This is a genomic window from Dethiosulfovibrio peptidovorans DSM 11002 (assembly GCF_000172975.1).
Lineage (GTDB): Bacteria > Synergistota > Synergistia > Synergistales > Dethiosulfovibrionaceae > Dethiosulfovibrio > Dethiosulfovibrio peptidovorans.
On the sequence record NZ_ABTR02000001.1, the window covers coordinates 1,819,527 to 1,842,842 of the forward strand.

Below are 23,316 nucleotides of genomic sequence, written 5' to 3' on the forward strand. Positions count from 1 at the left end.
GGTGACAGCGATGGCAGATAAAAGAAGCAAGAGATTCGAGATCCTGGAGAACCGCCCGGTTCATCAGGACGGATTCATCGGAGAGTGGGTAGACGTCGGCCTCATAGCCATGGATAGTCCCAACGACCCCAAGCCCTCGGTGGTGGTAAGGGACGGTCTGATAGTCGAGATGGACGGACGTCCCCGTAAGGAATTCGACATGATAGAGCAGTTCGTGGCGGACTATTGCATAGATCGGTCCGTCGCCCAGGAGGCCATGTCCAAGTCCTCTCTGGAGCTGGCCAGGATGTTGGTGGATATATCGGTCTCTGCCAAGGAGGTCCGCAGGGTTTTCTCAGGACTTACCCCTGCGAAGATGGCCGACGTTATCGGTCAGATGAACATCGTCGAGATAATGATGGCAATGCAGAAGATGAGGGCTCGTCAGACTCCGGGCAACCAGGCCCATATCACCAGTGCTACGGACAACCCCATCATGCTCTGTGCCGACGCGGCGGAGGGAGCCCTGAGAGGGTTCATGGAGGAGGAGACCACCGTGGCGGTAGCACGCTATGCGGCTCTCAACGCTATTTCCCTTCTGGTCGGATCCCAGACAGGACGTCCCGGCGTTCTAACACAGGACGCTCTGGAAGAGGCCTTCGAGCTCCAGATCGGAATGCAGGGACTGACCAGCTATGCCGAGACCGTCTCGGTCTACGGTACGGAGAGCGTCTTCGTGGACGGAGACGACACCCCATGGTCCAAGGCCTTCCTAGCCTCCGCCTACGCCAGTCGAGGAATAAAGATGCGATTCACCAGCGGAACTGGTAGCGAGGTCCAGATGGGTGCGGCAGAGGGACGGAGCATGCTTTATCTGGAGGCCCGGTGCATCATGGTCACCAAAGGTGCCGGCGTTCAGGGACTTCAGAACGGATCGATATCCTGTATCGGGGTTCCCGGAGCCGTTCCCAGCGGTCTTAGGGCCGTGGCGGGAGAGAACCTCATAACCATGATATACGGTCTCGAGGTCGCTTCCGGAAACGACCAGACCTTCTCCCATTCGGACATGCGTCGTACCGCTAGGACAATTCCTCAGATGTTCTCCGGTGCGGATTTCATCTTCTCCGGGTATTCGGGCGTTCCCAACAAGGACAATATGTTCGCCGGCTCCAATTGGGACATAGAGGACGTCGACGACTATCTTACCCTTCAGAGAGACTTCCGTGTCGATGGAGGACTCATCCCCGTAACGGAGGACGAGGTCGTGGCCTGCCGTAACAAGGCGGCCAGAGCCCTTCAGGCGGTTTACGACGAGCTGGGATTCCCTGCCATCTCGGACGAGGAAATCGAGGCGGCCACCTACGGTCACTCCAGTTCGGACATGCCCCCCAGAAACATCCCCGAGGACCTCAAGGCAGCAGAGAGGGTCATGACCGAGATGATCAACGGTATCGACATCATAAAGGCCCTTTCCAAGAGAGGATTCCGAGAGGAAGCCGAGGCCCTGGTCAGGATGATGAAACAACACGTCTCAGGAGACTATCTCCAGACCTCGGCCTGGGTCGATAGGGAAGGCGGGGTCTGGAGTGCCGTAAACGACCCGAACTCCTACCAGGGACCCGGCACGGGATATTCCATGTCGGAGGAGCGTTGGAACCAGCTTAAGAACGTGCCCTGGGCCATAAAGGCCGAGGACGTTTAAGGAGGGACTTGGGAATGATAAACGAAGAATTGGTCCGTAAAGTCATAGCCGAGGTCCTGCAGGAGGTCGCTGCCTCGGAGAACGTGGAGTCTGCCTCCGTCACGGCAAGACCGTCCGCTCCCGCCGTAAAGGCCGAAATCTCCATGGAGATGACCGAAAAAGAGAGGGCTACCCGTGGCACAGATGCCAGAGAGGTTGTAGTGGCCATACCTCCCGCATTCGGAACCGAATTCGACGCCACCATCGTGGATGTCTCCCTGGCAGACGTGCTCCGTCAGGTCTTTGCCGGAATAGAGGAGCAGGGCCTTTCCTGGAGACTCGTCAGGGTCTATCACACCGCAGACGTGGCGTTCATCGCCCATCAGGCGGCGAAACTCTCCGGGTCGGGAGTCGGTATAGGGATCATATCCAGAGGTACGACCGTCATACATCAGAGAGACCTGGCCCCTCTCAACAACCTGGAGCTGTTCCCTCAGTCTCCCCTATTGGATCTGGAGACCTTCAGAGCCATAGGCAGAAACGCCGGCATGTACGCCAAGGGAGAGCAGCCGGTGCCGGTGGCTACTAAAAACGATCCTATGGCCAGGCCTAAATTCCAGGGAATAGCCGCATTGCTGCACAACAAGGAAGTCAAGGCACTGGATCGCTCCAAGTCTCCCATGGAGCTTCAGGTCCGGTTCAGGTAGGGAGGGATGACAGTGGAGATCAACGAGAAGCTTATAGCCGAGATGGTCCGTCAGGTCCTACAGAGTGGAGGAAACCAGGAAAAAGGGGCGTCTAATTCGCCTCAGGAAACTTCCGTAAAAGACCGAAAGGTATTGTCCAAGAACGATTACCCTTTAGCGGTTAAAAGGCCGGAGCTTTTGGTCGGGCCCAGAGGCAAGGGGTTCGACGAGCTGACCTTGTCCAATATAGAGAGCGGAAATGTGGCCTTCGAGGACTTCAAAATAACCCCCGATGCCCTGGAATATCAGGCTCAGATAGCCGAGGACGACGGATGCCATCAGATAGCCGTCAATCTTCGCAGGGCCGCGGAGCTAACCAAGGTCCCAGATTCCAGGGTGTTGGAGATATACAACGCCATGAGACCCCATAGATCCACGAAGTCCGATCTTTTGGGAATAGCCGACGAGCTGGAGAAGAACTACGGTGCTATGGTATGTGCCGAGCTTCTTCGGGAGACCGCCGACGTATACGAACGCAGAAAGCTTCTCAAAGGCGATCTGCCTACCGGATAGAGGTAGATCATGGCGATCGTCGCTGGTATCGATATAGGGAACTCCACGACCGAGGTCGCCTTGGCGGAGGTGTCGTCGGGGGACGGTAAGACCTTCCTAGCCTCCGCTCTGCATCCGACTACGGGACTCAAGGGAACGGTCCAGAATCTGAGAGGCATAAGGTTGGCCTTGGGCAAGGCCATTGAAGCCGCTGGTTGGGATAGAGGGGATTTTGGCAAGGTAGACCTGATTCGACTTAACGAGGCGGCTCCGGTCATAGGGGACGTCGCCATGGAGACGGTCACTGAGACTGTCATCACCGAGTCCACCATGATAGGTCATAACCCCTCGACTCCTGGAGGTCTCGGAATAGGCGTAGGGGTGACTGTGGCCTACGATGATCTGCGGAACCAGGCTAGGGACGAGTCCGTAGTAGTAGTCATTCCGGGCTCCATCGATTTCGAGGCCGCAGCTGGGGCTGTCAACGAGGCTATCGATAGAGGCGTAAATGTCAAGGCTCTGATATGTCAGAACGACGACGGAGTGTTGATATCCAACAGGCTGAGTCGGCCTCTCCCTATAGTGGACGAGGTCTCTGCAATAGACAAGATTCCTCTCGGCATGGACAGTTGCGTGGAGGTAGCCGGTCCCGGGAGGGTAATAGAGGTGCTTGCCAACCCCTACGATGTGGCCACCATCTTCGGTTTGTCTCCCGAAGAGACCAAACAGATAGTTCCTGTGACCAGAGCCTTGGTGGGAAATCGATCCGCGGTGGTCATAAGGACTCCCATGGGAGAGGTGAAGGAAAGGTCTATCCCTGCCGGAGAGATATCCATAGATTCGCCTAACGGCAGAAAAAACGTGGACGTCGAGGCCGGGGCTGAGGCCATAATGAACCTCCTATCTGTCTGTCACCCTATTACGGATATCTTCGGTCAGCCCGGCACCAACGTCGGAGGGATGATGGAGAGGGTCCGTACCACTATGGCGAAGTTGACCGGGCTGTCGATAGCAGAGATCCACATACAGGATCTCCTGGCCGTCGATACCATGGTCCCTCAAAAGGTCGTAGGAGGTCTGGCCGGAGAATTTTCCCAGGAGAACGGGGTGGCTCTGGCTGTCATGGTTAAGACCGCCAAGCTTCCGATGCAGGCGGTCGCGGAGGCTGTATCGGAGGACATAGGGATAAAGGTCGAGATAGGCGGGGTAGAGGCCGACATGGCCATCAGAGGCGCCTTGACGACCCCCGGAACCGATCGCCCTATCGCCATCCTCGATCTCGGAGCCGGCAGTTCCGACGCCTCTTTCATGAAGTACGACGGATCGGTCGAGCTGATTCATCTGGCAGGCGCGGGAAACATGGTCAACACCGTCATATGCAGTGAGTTGGGGATCGAAGATCCCGAGCTGGCCGAGTCGATAAAGAGATATCCGCTGTGCAAGGTGGAAAGCGCCTATCACGTCAGGCAGGAGGACGGCACGGTCCGCTTTTTCGATAGACCTCTTGCTCCGGACCTTTTCGGGAGAGTCGCTCTGGCTATATCGGACGATATCCTACAGCCCATTCCCCTAAGAGTCTCCATGGAAAAGGTTCGGATGGTCAGGAGAAAGGCCAAGAAAGAGGTCTTCGTGACCAATGCCTTGAGGGCGTTGGAGCATGTGGCTCCCGCCGGGAACGTAAGGATGATAGATCACGTGGTCCTGGTGGGTGGGTCGGCCAAGGATTTCGAGATCCCCACCATGGTAACCGATGCCCTGGCCAGATATGGGGTGGTCTCAGGCAGAGGTAACGTTCGAGGTTCGGAAGGTCCGAGAAACGCCGTCGCCACCGGACTGGTCCTCTCATACAGAGGTACGTCATGACGTCCTGTTTGAGGATAGATGAGGACGACAGGCCCGCGATCCACCTTTACGTGTCTCCCGAGACGGAGGAATCCGCCGTTTCTCTGGTGGCGGCCGGAGCGGAAGAGGAGGGAATACCCCTCCGTTGGATCTTCGGAAAGGGATCGGCCTCGGATCTGGCCAAAGAGGGCAGTCTGTCTTCTCCTCTTCAGGTTGGGGCGGGGCTGGATTCTCAGGGAGTAGCGGTGACCTTCGCAACCTACAGAGAGCGAAGAGCTTATCTGGAGGAGAGTTTCGAGGAGTTCGATAGGTCGCTGCTCCTCCGATGGCTGGGACAGGCCGCGGCCAGATTCGTGAAAAAAGAGCCTCTGCCGGAGTGGAGATGCAGGTCGAACCGGGAATCGAACCGATCCGGCGAGGATGGAATCGAAGCCATTGTGGCTCAGGTATTGAAGAGCCTTAAGAGGACGGAGGCGATGCACCGATGAACGAACCTAGAACGGCTATGGGGTTTATCGAAACCGTCGGTCTCGTTGCGGCCATCGCTGCGGCCGACGAGGCCCTTAAGAGCGCCAACGTGAAATTGATCGGCAGAGAGAATTCCAGAGGAGACGGCATGGTCACGGTGAAGATCGCCGGAGACGTCGGAGCGGTCAAGGCGGCCATATCGGCGGCGAAGGCTGCGGTAAAGCCCTTTGGAACTGTCGTGTCCGCTCAGGTAATCCCTCGTCCTGCTGTCGGGTTCGGACCGGTGATGGTCTATAACGACGATACCGAATCGGCGGCGGACTGGCTCTTTGAGGTGGCTCCCGATGAAACTACCGGTAAGGTCGTGACTGTCAATGGAACTCCCTCGATAGGGGAAAAAGACCGATGGGAGGCGGACATGGAAAAGGCCTCTCAAAGAAAGACGAAAGGACGCAGAAAGGCGAGTAGTCGTAAAAAATCTAGCTCCTCTAAAGAAGGGGCATCCAAGGAACCCCAACAGGGTAAACCCGGTGGAAGAAGGCGCAGGAAAACCTCTTCCAACAAAGGAACGGTGAAGACCGACGTCCCCGATTCAATCGAAAATGAAATGGAAGAAAATAAGGCCGAGATAAAAAAGGTTGAGGAACCGCCAAAGAAGCAGGCTAATTCCGATTCTGAGAAGAACTCCAAGACGGAAGTCGGTAAGTCTAGTAAGACGGAGAACGAGAAAATTCAGGATAAAACATCCGACGACGCCTCCGGGCCCGTCGAAGGATAAGTTCGAGAACGGGAGGAATCGTTATGGGACAGGAAGCATTGGGATTGATCGAGACTAGAGGGCTCGTAGCAGCTATAGAGGGAGCGGACGCGATGGTCAAGGCAGCCAACGTCGCACTAATAGGCCAGAGGCTCAGCGGAGCCGGATTGGTGACCGTAATGGTACGAGGCGATGTAGGGGCGGTAAAAGCTGCGGTAGATGCCGGTTGCGCCGCGGCTAGCAGAGTCGGAGAAGTCGTCTCCACTCACGTGATTCCCAGGCCTCACATGGATACGGAGAAGATCCTTCCAGCCGGAGGAGTAGATACCCTCTCCGCATCGAACGACTAGGCGGTGATGTGCGATGGCGATTTCGAGAGAGCTGGTGGACAAAATAGTGAGCGAGATCCTCCAGAGCTTGCCCGAGTCGCGTGTCGAGCATGATCCGGCTCTCGTAGTGGCCGGGGTCAGCAATCGCCACGTTCATCTTTCCAGGAAAGACGGCGATAGGCTTTTCGGTTCCGGTCATGAGCTTACTCCCATCAAGGATCTACGTCAGCCCGGACAGTTCGCCTGCAAGGAAACGGTTACCTTGGCCACAGCAGGAGGGGTTTTGGAATCGGTGCGTGTCCTTGGCCCCTACCGTAAGGCTACTCAGGTGGAGATCTCCGCGTCCGACGCCAGGCGGCTCAGGATCAAGGCTCCCTTGGTAAAAAGCGGATCCGACCTTCCCTGTGATCCCGTCACGCTAATTGGACCCGCCGGTTCCATGACGGTAGAAGTCGGGGTGGGCATAGCCTGGAGACATCTGCATCTCACTCCTCCCAGGGCGGCGGAACTATCCCTGAAGGATGGGCAGGAAGTGTCTGTGGAGGTGCCGGGAGACAGAGGGATCGTTTTCAACCGCGTCTGGGTGAGGGTCAGCGATTCTATGGAGGTAGAGTTTCACGTGGACGTGGACGAAGCTAATTCCTGCGGCCTTTCCACCGGCGATATGGTCAGGGTACTCGGATCATGACCTCTTGGCTTACCCCCGAACTCTCTCTTTGCGGACAGGTCTTTCGAGAAGGGACGGCAGAAGGAGAAACCCCCGGGAATATCTGTCTCGGCTTCGATCTGGGAACCACCAATATGGTACTGGTGGCCTTGGACGAGGAGGGCTTTCCGATAGGAGCGGTTATGGAGCCCTCTAAAGCCTCCGTCAGAGACGGAGTCGTGGTCGATTATCTCGAGGCGATCAGAGGAATGAAGGTCTGTCTCGACCGGCTTTCGAGGGGGATCCCCATCGACGAATCCATTGCGGTGGGAGCCGCCGCTTACCCTCCTGGGATATCCTCTAAAACCGCCAAGGTCTGTGCCAACGTGGTGGAAGCTTTGGGATTCGAGTGTGGAGGGCTGTACGAGGAGCCCTCCGCCGCGGCAGAGGCGTTGGGCATGGCCGACGGTGTGATCGTCGACATAGGCGGAGGATCTACAGGCATGTCCGTCGTGAGGGATGAAAAAGTGATATTCTCCTCCGACGAACCTACTGGGGGTACCCATATGACACTTGTTCTGGCTGGAGCCTTGGGCGTCGATTTCGACAGGGCAGAGGAGGAAAAGAGAAAAAACAGGAATAGATATGCCCCTCTTTTGAAACCCGTACTCGAGAAGATGGCGACCATAGTCAGGGACGAACTGGAGGGATGTCCCGAGTCGGATGGACTTCCGGTAGTCCTGGTAGGGGGGGGAGCCGACATCGTCGGAGTGGAGGGCGTGATGGAATCGATAATAGGCCGTCCCGTATCCATGGCCCCCGAAAGTCTTTTGGTTACGCCGCTGGGGATCGCCCGTTCTCTCTGGAGGGACCGTTATGGATCTAAATAAAACGGTTGACATGGTACTGAAGAAGCTGTCGATTCCCAGAATAGGGGTCCTGTGGCATTCCAGATCCCGCTGGGAGGGCGATCGTGGCTTTGTGGACTGGGTCCATTATGTCGATGGAGGCCCGGGCCCTGCCGATCCCTGGTACGACCTGAATTCAATGGACAGACCGGAAAACGAGGGGTATTCCCTCGACGGCCTAATGGTCCTATCAGCTCCACCCTCTCTTTTGAGGGAGTTGGTGACCTTTCCCGAGACCTCCGGTGGGAGACTCATAGCCGGATGTCTGGGAAGAAATCTGCCGGTGGTGCTGGATGTCACCTCTCTCAGGGGATGGAGCGCCTGGCAGGGCCCAATGGGAGAGAGACTGGCGAGGGCCATGTCAGATTTGACTTTTTTGGGATGTTCTCTCGTCGGCTGGGGAGCCGACTCGGTGAAAGACTCCGGTCTTACGGATAAAAGGGACGAGGGAGTAGCCCTGTCAGATCCCGGCTGGTACAGCTGGTCCGAGATAGCTTCGTCGGTGAGGCCTGGAGCGGTTTTGCATTTGGGGAGTGGCGTAAAACTTACCGATCAGGCCAAGGATAGGCTGTCCGCCATAGGCGTGACCCTGGAGGTGAGCCGACGTTGTTGAGCTACGAGCTTATAGTCAAGCCGTCAGATACGGCCAAGAGGATGATGTTAAGACGGGTCCCGTCCAGCGAGAAAAAAAGGATAGAGACGGCTCGCTGGGGCGCTGTACTGCTTTTACAGGGACAGGTCGCCGAGCTTGTCGCCGCGGTGGACGACGGGGTTAAAAGGGCCTCCGTTGAAGCCGTGGAGATCCTGGGTAACTGTCCGCAACACATACAGACCGTCGCCCTTATCGGAGGGGTCTCCGAGTGTCGTGCGTCCCTTGACGGACTGAAGGAAGGGGGACGACTGAAATGAAATTGGGCAGGGTCGTAGGCAACGTGGTAGCTACCAGAAAAGACGATCGACTTATCGGACATAAACTTCTGATAGTTCGTCTCCTCTCCCCCAAGGGGGACGGCGATCTAGGCCCTTCTGTCAAGGGAGAAAACTTTATTATAGCGGTCGATATGGTTGGTGCCGGCATAGGAGAGGACGTAATAGTCTGTTCCGGTAGCTCTGCTGCTAAATCCTCCGGTGTTCCGGATGCTCCTATCGACGGCGCTATAGTCGGTATCGTCGATTCTGCCGACGTGGACCCAAGAGAGGTCGGTTAGGCAGATGACCAGACTCTACACTGGAGGAGGGGACGGAGGCACTACGTCGTTATTGGACGGGACCAGGGTTCAAAAAGACGACCCCCGAATCGATCTCAACGGGACCCTCGACGAAGCTCAGGCAGCTATAGGAATGGCCAGGAGCATGGCTCCCGGGAGGTTTTTATCCGATATGGAGGAGCTGGAACACACCCTTTTCCTCCTGATGGCCTACGTGGCTCGAGGGGACAGGGACATATCGTCGCCACCGGCCGATCTGTTTGAGAAAAAGATAGACGGACTCGAGAGCCTTTGCCCTCATGATAGATCTTTCGTCAGGCCGGGAAAGTCCCCTTCCGGTGCAGCGCTTCATCTGGCCCGCACCATAGCCAGAAGGGCGGAGAGAGAGGCTCTACCGTTGCTTCGTCGTCATCTGATAGACGAGGACTCGTACAGGCTGATAAACCGCCTGTCGGATTACATCTTTGCTTTGGCCGTGGCATGCGACGAGGAATCGGTGGTCGAAGAGATCACCCGAAAGGTAATAAAGGAGCTGATAAAGATGCCTTGCAAAGATGGTGAAGATCGCCTCTCCCTTAAGACGGCTCTTGATCTCGTGTCAGCCGCGGAGGATAGGGCGTCGCAGATTTCGGTCCCTATGGCTATCACCGTCTCGGACGAAAAGGGTCCTTTGGTCTTCCATAGAATGGACGGAGTTTTGCCGGTCAGTATAGGACTAAGCGGTAAAAAGGCCAAGACCTCCCTGGAACTCCGTAAAACCACATCCGAGGTCTACGATCTGGTCCAGCCGGGAGCTCCGCTGTACGGACTTCAGTCCGATCCCGATCTGTGTTGTTTCGGCGGAGGCATCCCTTTGACGGATAAAGAGGGCAGAGTCGTAGGAGCCGTAGGAGTCAGCGGTGGATCCGTGGAAGAGGATGTCGAGGTAGCGGAGGCTGTGGTATCCCTTTGGAAAGAAAAGGAGGTTCGATGAAGCCGATGGATGAGAAAATGCTTCATGAACTCGTCTCTGCCGTAGTGAAGAGGATATCCTTCGAGGATGTCGTCAAGGACGGTGGATTCTCTCCGGCCTTCGAGAAAGTAGACGATGCCGTCGAGATTTCCGTGAAGGCGCAGAGAAAGTGGCAGTTCGAATATTCACTGGACAAGAAGAAATTAATCATAGATTCTCTCAAGGCGGATCTTCTCCCTCAGGTGGAGGAATTTTCGTCTCTGGCCTTGAAGGATACGGGCATGGGGAACCTGAAGGACAAGATAATGAAGAACCGTCTCGCCATAGAGAAGACCCCCGGCCCCGAGTTCATCCGTACCTCCTGCACCACCGGGGACGAAGGTCTGGTGCTGGAGGAGCACGCTCCATTCGGTGTGATCGCTTCGATAACTCCGTCCACCAATCCGACCGCCTCGGTCATAAATAACACGATCTGTATGCTCTCCGCCGGGAACAGCGTCGTGTTCGCCCCGCATCCTGGAGCTGCCGAGAGCAGCATCGATATGGTCCAGCGAGTACACGACTCCTTGATCTCCCACGGCGCTCCCGAGGGCATAATCACGGTGTTATCCCGCATCAGCATGAAGAACGTCGGAGCCCTCATGTCCCATCCTGCGGTTCGTCTGGTATCGGCTACGGGAGGTCCCGGCGTAGTCAACGCAGCCCTCTCCTCAGGAAAGCCCGCCGTAGGAGCCGGCCCGGGGAATCCTCCGGTGGTGGTGGACGAGACCGCTCACGTTGAACAAGCGGGCAAGGATATAGTGGCGGGGTGTTCCTTCGACAACAATCTTCCCTGTACATCCGAGAAGGCCCTGATAGTGGTCAACTGCGTCGCCGATCAGCTTAAGAGAAAGATGCTGGAGGAAGGTGCCTTCGAGCTGAAGGACCCGGCGAAGATAGAGGCTCTTAAAGAGGCGGCCCTCAACGAAAAACGAACCGATCCCAACAAAAAGTTCGTAGGCAAAGACGCGGTGTGGATCTTGGAAAAAATCGGCATAAAGGCGCCTGGGAACGTCAGACTCATCCTCGTAGAATGCGAGCTGGACGATCCCATAATCCAGGTCGAGATGCTGATGCCCGTCCTCGGGATGGTGAGAGTTCCCGATTTCGATGCGGCTCTCGAGGCTGCTATAAAAACGGAGCACGGTTTCAGGCATTCTGCCCTGATCCACAGCACCAACGTCGATCATATGAGCGTTATGGCCAAGGTCATGGAGACTACCATGTTCACTAAGAACGGTCCTTCCTTCTCTACTTTGGGCTTCGGCGGCGAGTGTCCCACTGCATTCACCATAGCAACCACCACCGGGCAGGGACCGACCACCCCCCTTTCGTTCTGTAGACTGCGCAGGTGTAACCTCCACGGTTCGTTTAGGATCGTCTGATCGGATGTGTCTCGAATGACTGCCCCCAATCTACTGGATAAGATCCTGGCGGCAGGGGTTGTGGGAGCCGGAGGTGCCGGTTTCCCCACCCACGTCAAGCTCTCAGCCGACGGCGTACATACGTATCTGATAAACGGAGCGGAATGCGAGCCGCTATTGAGAAACAATATGGCCCTATTCGACGAAAAAACGCCTTTTCTCGTCGAAACCGCCCATAAGATCGGATCCATTCTTGGCGCCGAAAGGGTTACCTTCTGCGTGAAGAGAAAGCATGTCTTCCAGATAGACAAACTCAGGCTGGCCGGGGCCGATGTTTTCGAGATGGACGATTATTATCCGGCAGGCGACGAGATAATCATGATTCAGGAGGCCACTGGATTGACAGTTCCAGAAGGAGGCCTTCCTCTTCAGGTCGGAGTGGTGGTCAACAACGTGGAGACCCTGTACAACCTGGGGCGAGCCGTGGAAGACTCTCCTGTCACCAGGACTTGGGTTACCGTCGGAGGTGCCGTCGCCAACCCCGGGGTCTGGTCGGTTCCGATAGGAACTATAGCGTCGGAGCTTGTTGCCCTGGCCGGTGGGGAGACCATCTCGAATCCGGTCTACGTGGACGGGGGACCTATGACGGGAACCTACAGAAAGTCGGCGAAATTCCCTCTAGGCAAGAGGTCCAACGGGATACTGGTCGTCCCATCCGACTCGGCATTGGTCCGCTACGAGACCATGCCGGTGGAGACCATGGTCCGTCAGGCTCGGTACGCTTGTTGCCAATGTACCCAATGCACCATGGTTTGTTCCAGAAACCTTATAGGTTACGAGCTTGAACCTCACAAGGTGATGAGAGCCATGGCTTATCCGGAGCAGAGGACCCCGGAGATACTGAAAATGGCTATGCTCTGTTCCGATTGCAATCTGTGTAGCGGCCTCCATGGTTGTCCTATGCAGTTGAGTCCCAGAAGGATCAATCAATTGCTGAAGGCCTCTTTCAGGGAGAAAAAGGTCAACTTCTCCTTCGACAAAGCCCTGGATGGACCGGACGAGAACAGACCGTATCGACTGCTACCGAGCAAGCGGCTGGTAAGGCGTATAGGACTTGCCAGATGGGATGTAGATTGTCCCTTTATGGGCGAATACGCTCCTCTCCGTGTGGATATAGCGATGGGGCAGCATATAGGGGCTCCCTGTATCCCGATCGTCCAGGTAGGACAGGCGGTATCGGAGGGGCAGACCATCGGCGTCGTGCCGGAAGGAGGAGCGTTAGGGGCGCCGGTTCATTCGTCGGTTAACGGATCTGTGGAATCGGTTAGCGATAGCTCGGTGGTCATAAAAGCCAGGAGGGGGTGATGGGGTTGGTTTTCCGTGCCATTGGGGCCATCGAATTGATAAGCGTGGCGAAGGGGTTTTTGGTGGCTGACGGTATGGTCAAATCGGCGGACGTTAAGCTTCTGGCCGCCAGAACATTATGTCCTGGAAAGTTTATCGTCATAGTCGCCGGGCAGGTCGGGGCGGTCTCGAGTTCATTGGAGATGGGGCTGTCGATCGGAGGCGAGGCAGTTTCCGATTTCACGTCCATACCGAACGTCCATCCTGCCGTATTTCCAGCTCTTATGTGTTCTACCGAGTTGGATACGATGAAAGATCTAGGCGTGGTGGAGACCATGTCCGCCACTTCGGCGATAGAGGCCGCCGATGCCGCAGCCAAGGCGTCCAAGGTCAGCTTGATAGAGATAAGGATCGGTCAGGGAATGGGAGCCAAGGCTTTTCTGTCCTTTTCAGGGGAGATCTCCGACGTCCGTTCCGCCTTGAAATCAGCCAGATCCGTTGTGGAGGACAGAGGACTCTTGGTAGATGCGGTCGTCATAAGCGCCCCTGACAGGCAGTTGAAAGACGCTATAAGGTAAGATTTTTATCCCTTCTACGATATGTAAAAAAAGACGATATAGGGAGGTTAGACCGTGGAGAATCTGTTCGGACTGGGGCTATCCCTGGATTCCTATAGTTGGTCCCTTCATAGGAGCAGGGCTTTCCTATGCGATAGTCAAGGCCATAGGGGTAGCTTTCGTAGGATAGGATGTCTGACAGCCCTGGATATCGGGTTATAGTATATTGTATAATTAGATTGATCGAAAGATAACGAGAGGAGGTAATTTAAGTGCAGAAAATACTTATCGCTCCCGGTAGGTACGTCCAGGGAGCCGGCGCTTGCTCGCAGTCCGGTGCTCAGGTGGCAAAGCTTGGAAAGAAGGCTTTGGTCATAGGGGGCAAGAGAGGACTAGGGGCAGTCGAGAAGACCATGAAGGAGAGTTTCGAGGCCAGCGGAGTGGCCTTCGTCAAGGAGTCCTTCGGTGGAGAGTGTTGTTTCAAGGAAATCGACAGGGTAGCTTCCGTAGCCAAGGATAAAGGTGCCGATTTCATCGTCAGCGTGGGAGGCGGCAAGGCCCACGATACGGGTAAGATGGCCGCTTTCAAGCTGGGTATCCCGGTGGTTGTGGTTCCCACCATAGCGGCTACCGATGCTCCATGCAGCGCTCTCTCCGTGGTATATTCCGAGGAAGGTGTCTTCGAGAGTTATGAGTTTCCACCCAGTCCCGATATGGTCATAGTGGATACGGAGATAGTGGCTAAGGCTCCGACCCGTCTTTTAGTCTCCGGGATGGGTGATGCTCTGGCCACGTGGTTCGAGGCCGAGGCCTGTTACAAGACCAGAGCTTCTAATATGCCAGGAGGAGCCGCTACGGAGGCGGCCATGGCCCTGGCTAGGCTCTGTTACGATCAGCTTCTTGAGTATGGCTACGAGGCCAAGTTGGCTTGTGACGCCGATGTCGTGACCCCGGCCTTGGAACGAATCGTTGAGGCCAATACCCTGCTTTCCGGTATGGGGTTCGAAAGCGGGGGGCTGGCGGCGGCTCACGCCATCCATAACGGAATGACTGCGATAGAGGAGATGCACCAGATGTATCACGGAGAGAAGGTCGCCTTCGGAACCCTCACTCAGCTGGTCCTTCAGGATTCCCCCAAAGAGATTATGGAGGATGTGCTGGATTTCTGCTCCTCCGTAGGGCTCCCGATCACTCTGGCCCAGCTTGGCTTGAAGGACCCCACTCCCGAAAAGATAATGGCGGCTGCCGAGATGGCTACTGCCGAAGGGGAGACGATACACAACCAACCCTGCAAGGTTACCGCATCCGATGTCGCTAACGCCATGATGGCTGCCGACGCCCTTGGACGCAGCTGGCTTGCCCTGGATAAATCCTGACCCCAACCCCCTCGGGGTACGACCACATATCCTGATATGGAAGACGGGCAGCGTTTTTCGCTGCCCGTCTTCTCAGTCGGATAAAGTGTATTTGCATCGGAACGAGAGAAACAGGTCCAGGTAGTCCTCTAGATATCTCGTCATGAGGAAGTTATTTCTGACCTTTTCCCTGCCTTTTTCGCCCATGGACTTTCTGAGTTTTTCGTCTCTCAGGAGTTTGATTATCCTGTCGGCGGCCTGATCGACCGTGTCTACCAGATAGCCGTTGACCCCGTCGTCTATCTGGTGTTTTATGCCACCTACGTTGCCGCCTATCACGGGAGTTCCCTTCCACATGGCTTCGGTGACGGTAAGTCCGAATCCCTCCCTCAGGGATTTCTGGACCACGACGGCCGCCCTGCTCTGTACGGCGTTGACTAGGGCGGTGTCCTCGACGCTCAGCAGGACTATCCTATCGTCTTTATGGTCCAGAAGGGAGGTGTAGAGTTCCATACCCTCAGGGTCGTCCGTGGCGGTGTTGCCCAAAAGGACCAAGGTCGCACCTTCCTCTTTTCGTACTTTCTCGAAGGCCTTTATGACCCCTTGGGGATCCTTCCATCGATCGAACCTGGATACCTGTGCCACTATAGGGAGATCTCTAGGTATCCCATAGTGGTCCAGTCTCTCGTCGATCTCCTCCTCCGTCATAACCCGGTTTTTTATGGAAAAAGGGTCTATGGCTGGCTTTATGAACCTTAGAGGAATTTTTAGCTCCTGTCGATACTCGGGAAGAGATACCACCGCTCCGTCGTATTTTTCTATGGTCGGTCTGAGATACTTCCACAGTTCACCATTGGGGTGGGACAGATCGACATGGCAGACCCATATCCAGGGACCTCTCTTTCTGTAATGATTTATGAGAGGTAGAGGTTGAGGGTCGTGGACTACCACGAAATCGTGTTCCAGGTGCATTCGGACCGAGTTTTGCTCCACGACCGACTCGTAGATCTCGTCTTTCCTGTCGCTTAGGTTGATCTCCGCACCCTGGAGGGCATTATGCATCTTTTTGGTTACCCCGAAGAAGTCCGGAGATCCTACTATAACTCGCCATCCCGTCTCTATCCCGGCGTTGTTCATCAGGACGGTCATGGCGTTCAGCAGCTCCGCCACCCCTCCGCCATAGTATGTGGAGTTTATGTGAACGACTTTTCTTCCGCGAAGTTTCTCCGCTTTCGCCGCTATCCGTTCCGTAGCCTCCGATCCGATGTACGGTTCGTAGTCCTCTATGGATGGTAAATTAGGATATATTTTCATTTTTTGCCTCCTTGGTCTTATGTCAATTGCGTTGCTGGATTCCGGTGATAGAGGGAAGTTCCCTGTAGGGCCAGTCTTCCAGTCCCGTGCCGTAGGATGCCTTGAGGATTTTATCGGTCCACCAGAATATGTCCTGCCTCTTGACGATCCTTCTGAGCTTGGACATCCTGTGTCTCTTTTCGTTTTCGTCCATGGAAAAGACCTTTTCCATGGCATCGGCGGTCTGCTCGTCGCTGTAGGGATTTATCAAGAGGGCACCGTCCTTGAACTGTCTTGCGGCTCCTGCGAATTCGCTGAGGATCACGGTTCCCCGGTTGTCCCAGTGGGAGGCGCAATACTCCTTGCACACCAGGTTCATCCCGTCCTGGACGGAGGTCACCACTATGGCGTCGGAAGCGGAGTAGAGGGAGACAAGGTCGTTCCTCTCCATAGGACGATAGCGGTATACGACGGGAGTCCAGTCGAGGGTAGCGAACTCTCCGTTTATCCGGCTGACCAGGAGTTCTATTTCGGTCTTAAGCTCTTTGTATTCGAGGATCTCCTCTCTGCTTGGTATCACTATCTGATACAGAACGACCTTTCCCCTGAGGGAAGGGGTCCTGCGCAACATCAACTCGAAAGCCCTGAGCTTGTTGGGCAAACCTTTTGTGTAGTCGAGCCGGTCCACTCCCAAGAATAGAAAACGGTTTCCCAGCTCTTCCTTAATGTGTTCCATCCTCTCCACCGACTCGGGTCCTTTCGACATATCGGAGAACTCCCTGAAGTCTATCCCGATCGGGAGGGCTCCTGCCAGAACCCTTTTACCCATGGAGTGGAGCTCCACTATTCGACCATGACCTCTCTGTCTGGTGCTGCGGTCCAACTGGCGTAGACATTCGGAGAAGTGCCTTCTATCCCTGGGAGTCTGAAAACCTATCAATTTATAGGACATCATCGCCGAGAGAATTTCCTCTCTCCAGGGAAGTTTGAAGAATATGTCCGGCGAGGGAAAAGGTATATGGAGAAAAAATCCCATCGACCGGTTAAGTCGCAGCCGGGACAGCCTCTCTCCGAGAGGGATCAGTTGATAGTCGTGGATCCAGATGAAGTCGTTAGGCGCGGTGTGTTTGGCGAGGACCTTGGCGAATTTGTCGTTGACCGATATGAAGGATCGGTAGAATCTGTTTTCGAAGCAGCATCTACTCTGTAGCCCATGGAACAGCGGCCATAATATGGCGTTGGAAAACCCGTAATAGTGGCTGTCTACGTCTTTCTCGGACAGAATCACCGGGGTGAGACGGAATCCCCATTCCTCGGATAGGGGGCCTAGCAGGTTTCTTATAGCTCCCAGAGGGGCCGGTTCCCTGTTTCCGGGCCATCCGACCCAGAGTCCTCCACGATGCCTCAGCAACGGGCTCAGAGCGGTAACCAACCCTCCCGAACCGGGTTTGCCCTCCCAGACTCCCTCGGAGTGGTTGAGTTTTACCGGGAGTCTGTTGGAGACTACTACCAATCGGCGATTTTTTCCCTCTATATCCATTGCAGGTCACCTCCTGTAACCTTTGAGCTTTTTCTCCAGAGTCTTGAAAAAGGCCAGGACTTCCTCCGGCGGATGGAGGCGGATAGCCGCTTCTGTGTCTTTCTCTTTGTCGGAGACCAGTATGGGAAGTCCTCTCCCCGACAGGGAGCGAAAAGCGTCCTCGTCGGTTTTATCGTCTCCCAAGTAGCACGCCGGTCTGTGGGGAAATTTGTTTAGTATCGATGACACGGCGTTTCCCTTATCCTTACCTCTCTGCTTGGCTTCGAATCCTCCGTCGAAACGGTCTATGATCCAGCGATCGATGGGGAGAGCCTTTCTCCACAGGGAGACCACTTCCATGGCTTTATCCCGCGATTTTTCGTCGATATTTCGCAGGTGAATGGCGATGGCCGTGGTCTTTTTCTCCACGGCTTTCGCTGGTAGTCCCTTAGTCAGCCTCTCCAGTTTGTCCAGGGTTTCCGAGTCCGGGGATATCAACGTTCGTCTCTCTCCGTTTGAGGAAAGATGGACGGATCCGTGCTCTCCGTATATATCTATAGGACGTTGTATGGAGAGGAGTTTCTTCACCTCTTCGGGGTCCCTTCCGGTGATTACGACTACCGGACAGGCAAGGGTCTCCAGAGTCTCCACCACTCCCGGCCAGGGCTCTGCCCTGTCTCTGTCGGATACGAAAGGGGCTAGAGTGCCGTCGTAATCGGTCATCACCAGGCAATTTCGGGTTATATTCATGGATAAGTAGAAGTTTTCGAGATGATCGGGGCTTTTTTTCAGTTGGCATCCTTCCTTTCATGTACAATCTCATGTGTATTGCCTATAAGGGTGAAGGTCGAAACGTGTTTAATTATATATCGTTTTGGGATTTTATGCAATTCATGCGCAACTCGTGAGGTGAGATCATGGATCTATCGGGACTTCACAGACTGTGTCGTCGAGACAAAAGGGGAGACTACGTTCTGGATAGGGTAAAGGCGGCGGAGGAGCTAGGCTCCCTGCCTGGGCGTCTTTCCCTGGAGGGGCTTTTGGAGAGGATGAGAGGCTGGTGTCTCTCCATGGGCATCAAGAGAGACGGCGATAGTTTTTCATTCAACGACGTTCACGAAGGCCTGCCTTTCTCCGGATCTGCGACCCGTTTTCAGGACGAGCTCAGCGTTCTTCTGGTCGTCCCCGGGAGAGGTCGTCAGAGATACCGTATTCCCGGTCTTTGGGGGGATTATCGTTGGTCCGTCTGTTATCAGGAACCGCTGTTGGCCGAGTGGAGAAGCTACCCCAGCGGCGAGAGATGGTGGGGAGCGGTGGGACGGGACTCTTGCGACGAGACCGAAGCCAGAGAGAGGTTTCGCTGGCTTTCCAGCCGTAGGCAGATCCATCGGGCCCGGTTGATTCACGACGGCAAAATAGTGGATGAGTATGTCTCCACAAAAGGACAAAGGTGAAACTTTACTTCTAGAGGTGATTTTATGAAGGCCAAGACCCTGATGTTGCAGGGGACCTCCTCCGATGTAGGTAAAAGCGTTCTCGCCACCGGGCTGTGTAGAATTTTTTACAGGAAGGGGTATTCGGTGGTCCCCTTCAAGGCCCAGAATATGGCTTTGAATTCCTACGTGACCATGGAAGGAGGGGAGATGGGGCGGGCCCAGGTAGACCAGGCCAGAGCTGCCGGAATGGAGCCCTCGGTGGATATGAACCCGGTGTTGCTAAAACCGGAGGGCAATTCCAAGTCTCAGGTGGTGGTGATGGGACGTCCGATGGTGACATTGTCCGCCATGGACTATCATTCGAGAAAGGTGGAGCTTTGGCGTTCCGTTACCGACTCTTTGGATCGTCTTGGCGAACGACACGATCTTATAGTGATCGAGGGCGCTGGCAGTCCGGCGGAAATCAACCTCAAGGCCAACGACATAGTCAACATGAGGGTGGCCAGACATCTAGGATCTCCGACCCTTCTCGTGGGGGATATCGACAGAGGAGGGGTTTTCGCCTCCCTCTACGGCACTCTGGCATTGCTTGAGGAAGAGGAGAGAGACCTGGTCCGAGGATTTATCATAAACAAATTCAGGGGCGATCTTTCCTTGGTCGGATCTGGTCTGGATATGCTCCTGAACCTGACGGGGAAACCTACTTTAGGAGTCATCCCCTATCTTAACGACCTCGGGGTAGCTCAAGAGGACTCTGTTTTTCTGGAGGAGCACGACTGGCTTTCCCGAGGAAGCTTGGACTTGGTGGTAATAAGGTATCCCAGAACCTCCAACTACGACGACCTGGACGCTTTGGCCATGGAGCCCGATGTCGGAGTTCGCTTGGTGGATTCCCCCTGCGATATGGGGCGGCCTGACGGGATAATATTGCCGGGAAGCAAGAGCACCGTGTCCGATCTGCTTTGGATGAGGGGAAACGGTCTGGAGGCGGAGATCCTGGCCTTGGCGGGATCTGGCGTACCGGTCGTTGGGATATGCGGAGGTTTTCAGATGATGGGGCGGGCCATTTTGGATGGAGACCGAGTGGAGAGCTCCGATGAGTGTGTAAAGGGCATGGGGCTTCTCGACTCGGTGACGTCCTTTAAGGCTGAAAAAAGGACGGTTCGGACCAAAGGGACGGTCCGGGGCAAGCTGGGCTTTTTTGGAGAAGTTCAGGGGATCGATGTTGAAGGATACGAGATACATATGGGACGGACCGACTCGCCTATGAAGGATGGGCTGTTTCTCCTGGAGAACGGCGACCTTGACGGTGCAGCGGATTCCGAAGGGTTCCATTGGGGCACCTATCTTCACGGGGTTTTCGATTTGCCCGATTTCAGACGATCGTGGCTTAGATCCATCGGTTGGAGGGAGTCAGGCCAGGGGATTTCTCTGGAACAGCACAGGAACAGGGCTTTTGATCGTCTGGCCGACCATATGGAAGAGCACATGGATATGGGCGAGCTCAGGCGCATAGTGGGGCTATGAGGGCTCTGGTCTCCTGTCCCGGAACCTGCGGAGAACTCTATCAGGGATGGCCCGGAGGAATCTGCAGTTTGATATCGTGTCCCATAGACAGAACCACCTATCTGGAGGTGGAGGTTAACCCCGGAACGGGCGAGATATCAGTCCCGGAGGGAATGGATAAGACCGGGGATGTCCTTAGGCTGGCCTCAAACCTTTGGCGATGTCGACATCTGGATGTGTCTGTACGTAGTTTTAAAAGACTGCCGGTATCCAGAGGATATGCCAGTAGCACCGCCGACATGATATCGGCACTGTACGGCCTTGCTGTCTGCATCGATAGGATCGTATCTCCCGAGGAAGTCACTGAGATGGCCGTGGCGATTGAACCCTCCGATGGAATCGCCTGGTCTGAACTGGTGTTGTTGGATCATCGTTCATTCTTGAATTATACGGTTATCTCGGAGGTGCCTCCTTTAAAGGTGGTTCTCTTCGATCCGGAGGAAGAGGTCGATACGGTGGAGTTCAACCGACGGGTCCATCCCTTAGAGGGCGTCGACTACGACGGGATACTTCACGATCTGATAGGTGCATTGATAAAAGAGGACTGGATCGCTTTGGGTAGGTCCGTTACCGCCAGTGCCAGAGCGAATCAGGATGTTTTGTTCAAGCCCTGCCTGGAGGAGCTTATAGACGTGGCTTTGTCCGACGGAGCTTTAGGTGTGACCGTCGCCCACAGCGGGTCCATCTGTGGTGTGTTGTATCCTCCGGATGCGAATCCCCGTTGGGCTGATTTGCACTGGCCCGACGGGGTTGGACCTCCTCGGCTTACCAAAATGGTCCCCGGAGGAGTTCATGTGTTGGGGGTAGCTAGATGATCTTCGATCTCATATCGCTGACCGTGGCCGTTCTGTGGGATGTTTTTCTGGGAGAGCCTTCAAACGCCGTTCATCCGGTGTGCTGGATGGGATCTTTCGTCGATTTCCTCTGGAGAAAGAGACCTGGAAGATGTCTGTTCCCTTATGGGTGTCTCATAGTCTTGTCCGGTATTTCTTTGGTCATGGTTGTGGTGTCGGCTGTGTATAGTCTGCCTCTCGTGTTTTCCTTGCCTATTTCCGTCTGGTTTCTGAAGGGGACTTTCTCCCTTAGTGGTTTGCTGGAGGCGGGAGGATCTATTGACCGGGCCCTGAAATCCGGCGATTTAAGCCGGGGCAGACGCCTTTTGGGATATCATCTGGTGAGCAGAGAGACCTCTAAACTTTCCTCCTCCGAGGTGGCAGGGGCCGCGATCGAATCGCTGGCGGAGAACTTCGGCGACGGCCTGGTTGCCCCTCTCTTTTTCTTCGCCCTTTTCGGACTTCCCGGGGCTTTAGTATATCGTTTCGTAAATACCTGCGACTCGATGTTGGGATACCGTGGAGGGGATTTCGAGTCGGGGGGCAAGTTCGCCGCTAGACTGGACGACCTTTTGAACTGGATTCCCGCCAGGCTGGCTTCTCTCCTGATTTTGGCTGGGGCCGCTATCGTAGGAGCCAACTGGAGGGGCGGCGCGATCTCGGCCTTAAGGGACCACGGTAGGACCAGTAGCCCTAACGCCGGTTGGCCCATGGCCGCCATGGCAGGAGTTATATCGGTCGTCTTGGATAAAAGAGGGGTGTATCGTTTGAATCTTTCAGGAAGAAGGCCCGTGTCGAAGGACCTTAGAGAGGCGATGTCCATTCTCATGGTAGCCCAAGGTCTGGCTCTGGCCTCATTTTTTATGTGGATATGTGTGGGTGCGTCGTGATTCCTAGACCGGTATCGGATCTCGACGGATTGGGGCCGGTGGTTCACGGCGGAATAAACCGTGGAAAACTGGACTCCATGGGGTTGGGCGTCGATGATATCCTGGATTTCAGCGTCTCGATCAATCCACTGCCACCTCACGAGGATGTTTTGAAGGCGTCTCGTTCCGCCGAGTTGGATATCTATCCCGACAGGTCGGCCTGGGAGTTGAGGGAAAGACTGTCCGATCTTCACGGAGTGGACAGTCCCAGGGTTTTGGTCACCAACGGAGCCTCCCAAGCGATATGGCTGGTGTCTATGGCATATTTGAGATCCGGCAGGAAGACCTCTGTCGTGGTACCGGCCTACGGCGAATATATTCAGGCGGCTTCCGCCCTGGGAGCCTCGGTTTCCCGATGGGATTTCGGAGATTTAATGACAGGCGATTCCTCCGGTTTCAGCCGTTCGCTTCACGACAGAATCCGAATCGAACCTCCTGAGGTGCTATGGATCTGTTCTCCCAATAACCCGACGGGATACGCCCTTTCAAGGTCGCAGATCGAGTCCATTCTGGATATATGTAAGGTCGGTCCGACCATGGTGGTCCTAGACGAAGCCTATCGCAATTTCATGGAGGATCCTCCTGATTTGGAGGATCTTCTCGACACAGGCAGGCTCCTCATACTGAGATCCATGACTAAGGACTACGGTTTACCTGGCGTCAGGCTGGGGTATGTCCTGGGTTCCTCAGATTCCATATCGGCTATGGAGAAGGTCCAGCCTGACTGGAGCGTGGGGGCCCAGGCCCAGGCTGTGGGGGTGGCTCTTCTGCAGAACCGGGAGTATTACGAACGACAGTGGGAGCTTTTGAGGATCGAGAAGAAAAGGCTATCCGACGGTCTGAAACGGATTGGCGTAACGGTGATCTCAGGAGAAGGCAACTTCCTGCTCTGTTGTCATCGTCGTTGGTCCGAACTCAAAACGTATCTGTGGAACAAGAGGATACAGCTCAGGGACTGCGGTTCCTTCGGGCTGAAAAATTATTTTAGGATAGGTATAAAAACCGTCGATATGGACGATATGCTTCTAAAGGAAATATCGTCTTTTTTGCTCGGAGAGGAGGCTTTAGGCTGA

At 55.2% G+C, this 23,316-nt stretch carries 26 protein-coding genes; 23 read left to right on the plus strand and 3 right to left on the minus strand.

Going from position 1 to position 23,316, the window contains the following annotated elements:
* Nucleotides 1-10 precede the first annotated feature (10 nt).
* Genes DPEP_RS08705 through DPEP_RS08785 form a run of 18 tightly spaced genes read left to right on the plus strand, consistent with a single transcriptional unit; the run spans nt 11 to nt 14,688 of the window.
* Nucleotides 11-1,681 (plus strand): propanediol/glycerol family dehydratase large subunit, encoded by a 1,671-nt coding sequence (locus tag DPEP_RS08705; protein WP_005661362.1) that lies wholly within the window; start codon nt 11-13, stop codon nt 1,679-1,681.
* A gap of 14 nt (nt 1,682-1,695) precedes the next feature.
* Nucleotides 1,696-2,367 (plus strand): propanediol/glycerol family dehydratase medium subunit, encoded by a 672-nt coding sequence (locus tag DPEP_RS08710; RefSeq protein WP_005661363.1) that lies wholly within the window; start codon nt 1,696-1,698, stop codon nt 2,365-2,367.
* Nucleotides 2,368-2,373: 6 nt separating this feature from the next.
* Nucleotides 2,374-2,919, plus strand: coding sequence for a diol dehydratase small subunit (locus DPEP_RS08715; RefSeq protein ID WP_050771318.1), 546 nt, complete (start codon nt 2,374-2,376; stop codon nt 2,917-2,919).
* 9 nt (nt 2,920-2,928) lie between these two features.
* Nucleotides 2,929-4,761: a diol dehydratase reactivase subunit alpha gene (locus DPEP_RS08720; RefSeq protein ID WP_005661366.1), complete on the plus strand. Its 1,833-nt coding sequence runs from the start codon at nt 2,929-2,931 to the stop codon at nt 4,759-4,761.
* Nucleotides 4,758-5,228, plus strand: a complete 471-nt coding sequence (locus DPEP_RS08725; protein WP_005661368.1) for a glycerol dehydratase reactivase beta/small subunit family protein — start codon at nt 4,758-4,760, stop codon at nt 5,226-5,228. Before DPEP_RS08720 ends, DPEP_RS08725 begins: the two co-directional genes overlap by 4 nt.
* Nucleotides 5,225-5,986: a BMC domain-containing protein gene (locus DPEP_RS13685; protein WP_005661369.1), complete on the plus strand. Its 762-nt coding sequence runs from the start codon at nt 5,225-5,227 to the stop codon at nt 5,984-5,986. The genes DPEP_RS08725 and DPEP_RS13685 overlap by 4 nt, the downstream gene beginning before the upstream one ends.
* Nucleotides 5,987-6,009: 23 nt before the next feature.
* Complete coding sequence (locus DPEP_RS08735) at nt 6,010-6,315, plus strand: BMC domain-containing protein (RefSeq protein ID WP_005661370.1); 306 nt, start codon at nt 6,010-6,012, stop codon at nt 6,313-6,315.
* 13 nt (nt 6,316-6,328) lie between these two features.
* Complete coding sequence (locus tag DPEP_RS08740; RefSeq protein ID WP_005661371.1) at nt 6,329-6,982, plus strand: PduL/EutD family phosphate acyltransferase; 654 nt, start codon at nt 6,329-6,331, stop codon at nt 6,980-6,982.
* On the plus strand, nt 6,979-7,830 hold the full coding sequence (gene eutJ, locus DPEP_RS08745; protein WP_005661372.1) for an ethanolamine utilization protein EutJ: 852 nt from the start codon (nt 6,979-6,981) through the stop codon (nt 7,828-7,830). The genes DPEP_RS08740 and eutJ overlap by 4 nt, the downstream gene beginning before the upstream one ends.
* The gene (locus DPEP_RS08750; RefSeq protein WP_005661373.1) at nt 7,817-8,461 is read left to right on the plus strand and encodes a hypothetical protein; all 645 of its coding nucleotides are present in this window, start codon (nt 7,817-7,819) and stop codon (nt 8,459-8,461) included. The genes eutJ and DPEP_RS08750 overlap by 14 nt, the downstream gene beginning before the upstream one ends.
* A complete protein-coding gene (locus DPEP_RS08755; RefSeq protein WP_005661374.1) occupies nt 8,455-8,757 on the plus strand; it encodes a hypothetical protein in 303 nt (100 codons plus the stop codon). The genes DPEP_RS08750 and DPEP_RS08755 overlap by 7 nt, the downstream gene beginning before the upstream one ends.
* Nucleotides 8,754-9,056 (plus strand): EutN/CcmL family microcompartment protein, encoded by a 303-nt coding sequence (locus tag DPEP_RS08760; RefSeq protein WP_005661376.1) that lies wholly within the window; start codon nt 8,754-8,756, stop codon nt 9,054-9,056. Before DPEP_RS08755 ends, DPEP_RS08760 begins: the two co-directional genes overlap by 4 nt.
* A 4-nt stretch (nt 9,057-9,060) precedes the next feature.
* Nucleotides 9,061-10,029, plus strand: coding sequence for a cob(I)yrinic acid a,c-diamide adenosyltransferase (locus tag DPEP_RS08765; protein ID WP_005661378.1), 969 nt, complete (start codon nt 9,061-9,063; stop codon nt 10,027-10,029).
* Entirely contained in the window at nt 10,026-11,432 is a 1,407-nt protein-coding gene (locus tag DPEP_RS08770; protein WP_005661380.1) for an aldehyde dehydrogenase family protein, read from the plus strand. Before DPEP_RS08765 ends, DPEP_RS08770 begins: the two co-directional genes overlap by 4 nt.
* Before the next feature lie 15 nt (nt 11,433-11,447).
* Entirely contained in the window at nt 11,448-12,776 is a 1,329-nt protein-coding gene (locus tag DPEP_RS08775; protein ID WP_005661382.1) for a 4Fe-4S dicluster domain-containing protein, read from the plus strand.
* Nucleotides 12,776-13,333: a BMC domain-containing protein gene (locus DPEP_RS08780; RefSeq protein ID WP_005661384.1), complete on the plus strand. Its 558-nt coding sequence runs from the start codon at nt 12,776-12,778 to the stop codon at nt 13,331-13,333. The genes DPEP_RS08775 and DPEP_RS08780 overlap by 1 nt, the downstream gene beginning before the upstream one ends.
* A 54-nt stretch (nt 13,334-13,387) precedes the next feature.
* Nucleotides 13,388-13,534 (plus strand): hypothetical protein, encoded by a 147-nt coding sequence (locus DPEP_RS13315; protein WP_156775108.1) that lies wholly within the window; start codon nt 13,388-13,390, stop codon nt 13,532-13,534.
* A gap of 50 nt (nt 13,535-13,584) precedes the next feature.
* Nucleotides 13,585-14,688 carry a glycerol dehydrogenase gene (locus DPEP_RS08785; protein WP_005661386.1) on the plus strand — a complete coding sequence of 368 codons (1,104 nt, stop codon included), beginning with the start codon at nt 13,585-13,587 and terminating at the stop codon, nt 14,686-14,688.
* A 72-nt stretch (nt 14,689-14,760) separates the two neighbouring features.
* Here DPEP_RS08785 and DPEP_RS08790 read toward each other — a convergent pair whose 3' ends face one another.
* Genes DPEP_RS08790 through otsB form a run of 3 tightly spaced genes read right to left on the minus strand, consistent with a single transcriptional unit; the run spans nt 14,761 to nt 18,229 of the window.
* A complete protein-coding gene (locus DPEP_RS08790; RefSeq protein WP_005661388.1) occupies nt 14,761-15,981 on the minus strand; it encodes a glycosyltransferase in 1,221 nt (406 codons plus the stop codon).
* Between the two features lie 22 nt (nt 15,982-16,003).
* On the minus strand, nt 16,004-17,500 hold the full coding sequence (locus tag DPEP_RS08795; protein WP_005661390.1) for an alpha,alpha-trehalose-phosphate synthase (UDP-forming): 1,497 nt from the start codon (nt 17,498-17,500) through the stop codon (nt 16,004-16,006).
* 6 nt (nt 17,501-17,506) lie between these two features.
* Nucleotides 17,507-18,229 carry a trehalose-phosphatase gene (gene otsB, locus DPEP_RS08800; RefSeq protein WP_005661391.1) on the minus strand — a complete coding sequence of 241 codons (723 nt, stop codon included), beginning with the start codon at nt 18,227-18,229 and terminating at the stop codon, nt 17,507-17,509.
* 167 nt (nt 18,230-18,396) lie between these two features.
* Between otsB and DPEP_RS08805 the strand changes: the two genes are divergently transcribed.
* The 5 genes from DPEP_RS08805 to DPEP_RS08825 are packed head-to-tail and all read left to right on the plus strand — an operon-like array spanning nt 18,397 to nt 23,316.
* Nucleotides 18,397-18,933 (plus strand): hypothetical protein, encoded by a 537-nt coding sequence (locus tag DPEP_RS08805; RefSeq protein WP_005661393.1) that lies wholly within the window; start codon nt 18,397-18,399, stop codon nt 18,931-18,933.
* A gap of 24 nt (nt 18,934-18,957) precedes the next feature.
* Nucleotides 18,958-20,442: a cobyric acid synthase gene (locus DPEP_RS08810; protein ID WP_005661394.1), complete on the plus strand. Its 1,485-nt coding sequence runs from the start codon at nt 18,958-18,960 to the stop codon at nt 20,440-20,442.
* Nucleotides 20,439-21,296, plus strand: coding sequence for a GHMP family kinase ATP-binding protein (locus DPEP_RS08815; RefSeq protein ID WP_005661395.1), 858 nt, complete (start codon nt 20,439-20,441; stop codon nt 21,294-21,296). Before DPEP_RS08810 ends, DPEP_RS08815 begins: the two co-directional genes overlap by 4 nt.
* Nucleotides 21,293-22,204, plus strand: coding sequence for an adenosylcobinamide-phosphate synthase CbiB (gene cbiB / locus DPEP_RS08820; RefSeq protein ID WP_005661396.1), 912 nt, complete (start codon nt 21,293-21,295; stop codon nt 22,202-22,204). The genes DPEP_RS08815 and cbiB overlap by 4 nt, the downstream gene beginning before the upstream one ends.
* The gene (locus DPEP_RS08825) at nt 22,201-23,316 is read left to right on the plus strand and encodes a pyridoxal phosphate-dependent aminotransferase (RefSeq protein WP_005661397.1); all 1,116 of its coding nucleotides are present in this window, start codon (nt 22,201-22,203) and stop codon (nt 23,314-23,316) included. The genes cbiB and DPEP_RS08825 overlap by 4 nt, the downstream gene beginning before the upstream one ends.

Bases quoted from the DNA above. Each gene is read 5' to 3' on its own strand.
- DPEP_RS08810 (WP_005661394.1), top strand. From the start codon at position 18,958: ATGAAGGCCAAGACCCTGATGTTGCAGGGGACCTCCTCCGATGTAGGT.
- DPEP_RS08780 (WP_005661384.1), top strand. From the start codon at position 12,776: ATGGGGTTGGTTTTCCGTGCCATTGGGGCCATCGAATTGATAAGCGTG.
- DPEP_RS08740 (WP_005661371.1), top strand. From the start codon at position 6,329: ATGGCGATTTCGAGAGAGCTGGTGGACAAAATAGTGAGCGAGATCCTC.
- DPEP_RS08760 (WP_005661376.1), top strand. From the start codon at position 8,754: ATGAAATTGGGCAGGGTCGTAGGCAACGTGGTAGCTACCAGAAAAGAC.
- DPEP_RS08720 (WP_005661366.1), top strand. From the start codon at position 2,929: ATGGCGATCGTCGCTGGTATCGATATAGGGAACTCCACGACCGAGGTC.
- DPEP_RS08790 (WP_005661388.1), bottom strand. From the start codon at position 15,981: ATGAAAATATATCCTAATTTACCATCCATAGAGGACTACGAACCGTAC.
- DPEP_RS08805 (WP_005661393.1), top strand. From the start codon at position 18,397: ATGGATCTATCGGGACTTCACAGACTGTGTCGTCGAGACAAAAGGGGA.
- DPEP_RS08735 (WP_005661370.1), top strand. From the start codon at position 6,010: ATGGGACAGGAAGCATTGGGATTGATCGAGACTAGAGGGCTCGTAGCA.
- DPEP_RS08795 (WP_005661390.1), bottom strand. From the start codon at position 17,500: ATGGATATAGAGGGAAAAAATCGCCGATTGGTAGTAGTCTCCAACAGA.
- DPEP_RS08715 (WP_050771318.1), top strand. From the start codon at position 2,374: ATGACAGTGGAGATCAACGAGAAGCTTATAGCCGAGATGGTCCGTCAG.
- eutJ (WP_005661372.1), top strand. From the start codon at position 6,979: ATGACCTCTTGGCTTACCCCCGAACTCTCTCTTTGCGGACAGGTCTTT.
- DPEP_RS08765 (WP_005661378.1), top strand. From the start codon at position 9,061: ATGACCAGACTCTACACTGGAGGAGGGGACGGAGGCACTACGTCGTTA.
- DPEP_RS08775 (WP_005661382.1), top strand. From the start codon at position 11,448: ATGACTGCCCCCAATCTACTGGATAAGATCCTGGCGGCAGGGGTTGTG.
- DPEP_RS08710 (WP_005661363.1), top strand. From the start codon at position 1,696: ATGATAAACGAAGAATTGGTCCGTAAAGTCATAGCCGAGGTCCTGCAG.
- cbiB (WP_005661396.1), top strand. From the start codon at position 21,293: ATGATCTTCGATCTCATATCGCTGACCGTGGCCGTTCTGTGGGATGTT.
- DPEP_RS08725 (WP_005661368.1), top strand. From the start codon at position 4,758: ATGACGTCCTGTTTGAGGATAGATGAGGACGACAGGCCCGCGATCCAC.
- otsB (WP_005661391.1), bottom strand. From the start codon at position 18,229: ATGAATATAACCCGAAATTGCCTGGTGATGACCGATTACGACGGCACT.
- DPEP_RS13685 (WP_005661369.1), top strand. From the start codon at position 5,225: ATGAACGAACCTAGAACGGCTATGGGGTTTATCGAAACCGTCGGTCTC.
- DPEP_RS08705 (WP_005661362.1), top strand. From the start codon at position 11: ATGGCAGATAAAAGAAGCAAGAGATTCGAGATCCTGGAGAACCGCCCG.
- DPEP_RS08770 (WP_005661380.1), top strand. From the start codon at position 10,026: ATGAAGCCGATGGATGAGAAAATGCTTCATGAACTCGTCTCTGCCGTA.
- DPEP_RS08750 (WP_005661373.1), top strand. From the start codon at position 7,817: ATGGATCTAAATAAAACGGTTGACATGGTACTGAAGAAGCTGTCGATT.
- DPEP_RS08815 (WP_005661395.1), top strand. From the start codon at position 20,439: ATGAGGGCTCTGGTCTCCTGTCCCGGAACCTGCGGAGAACTCTATCAG.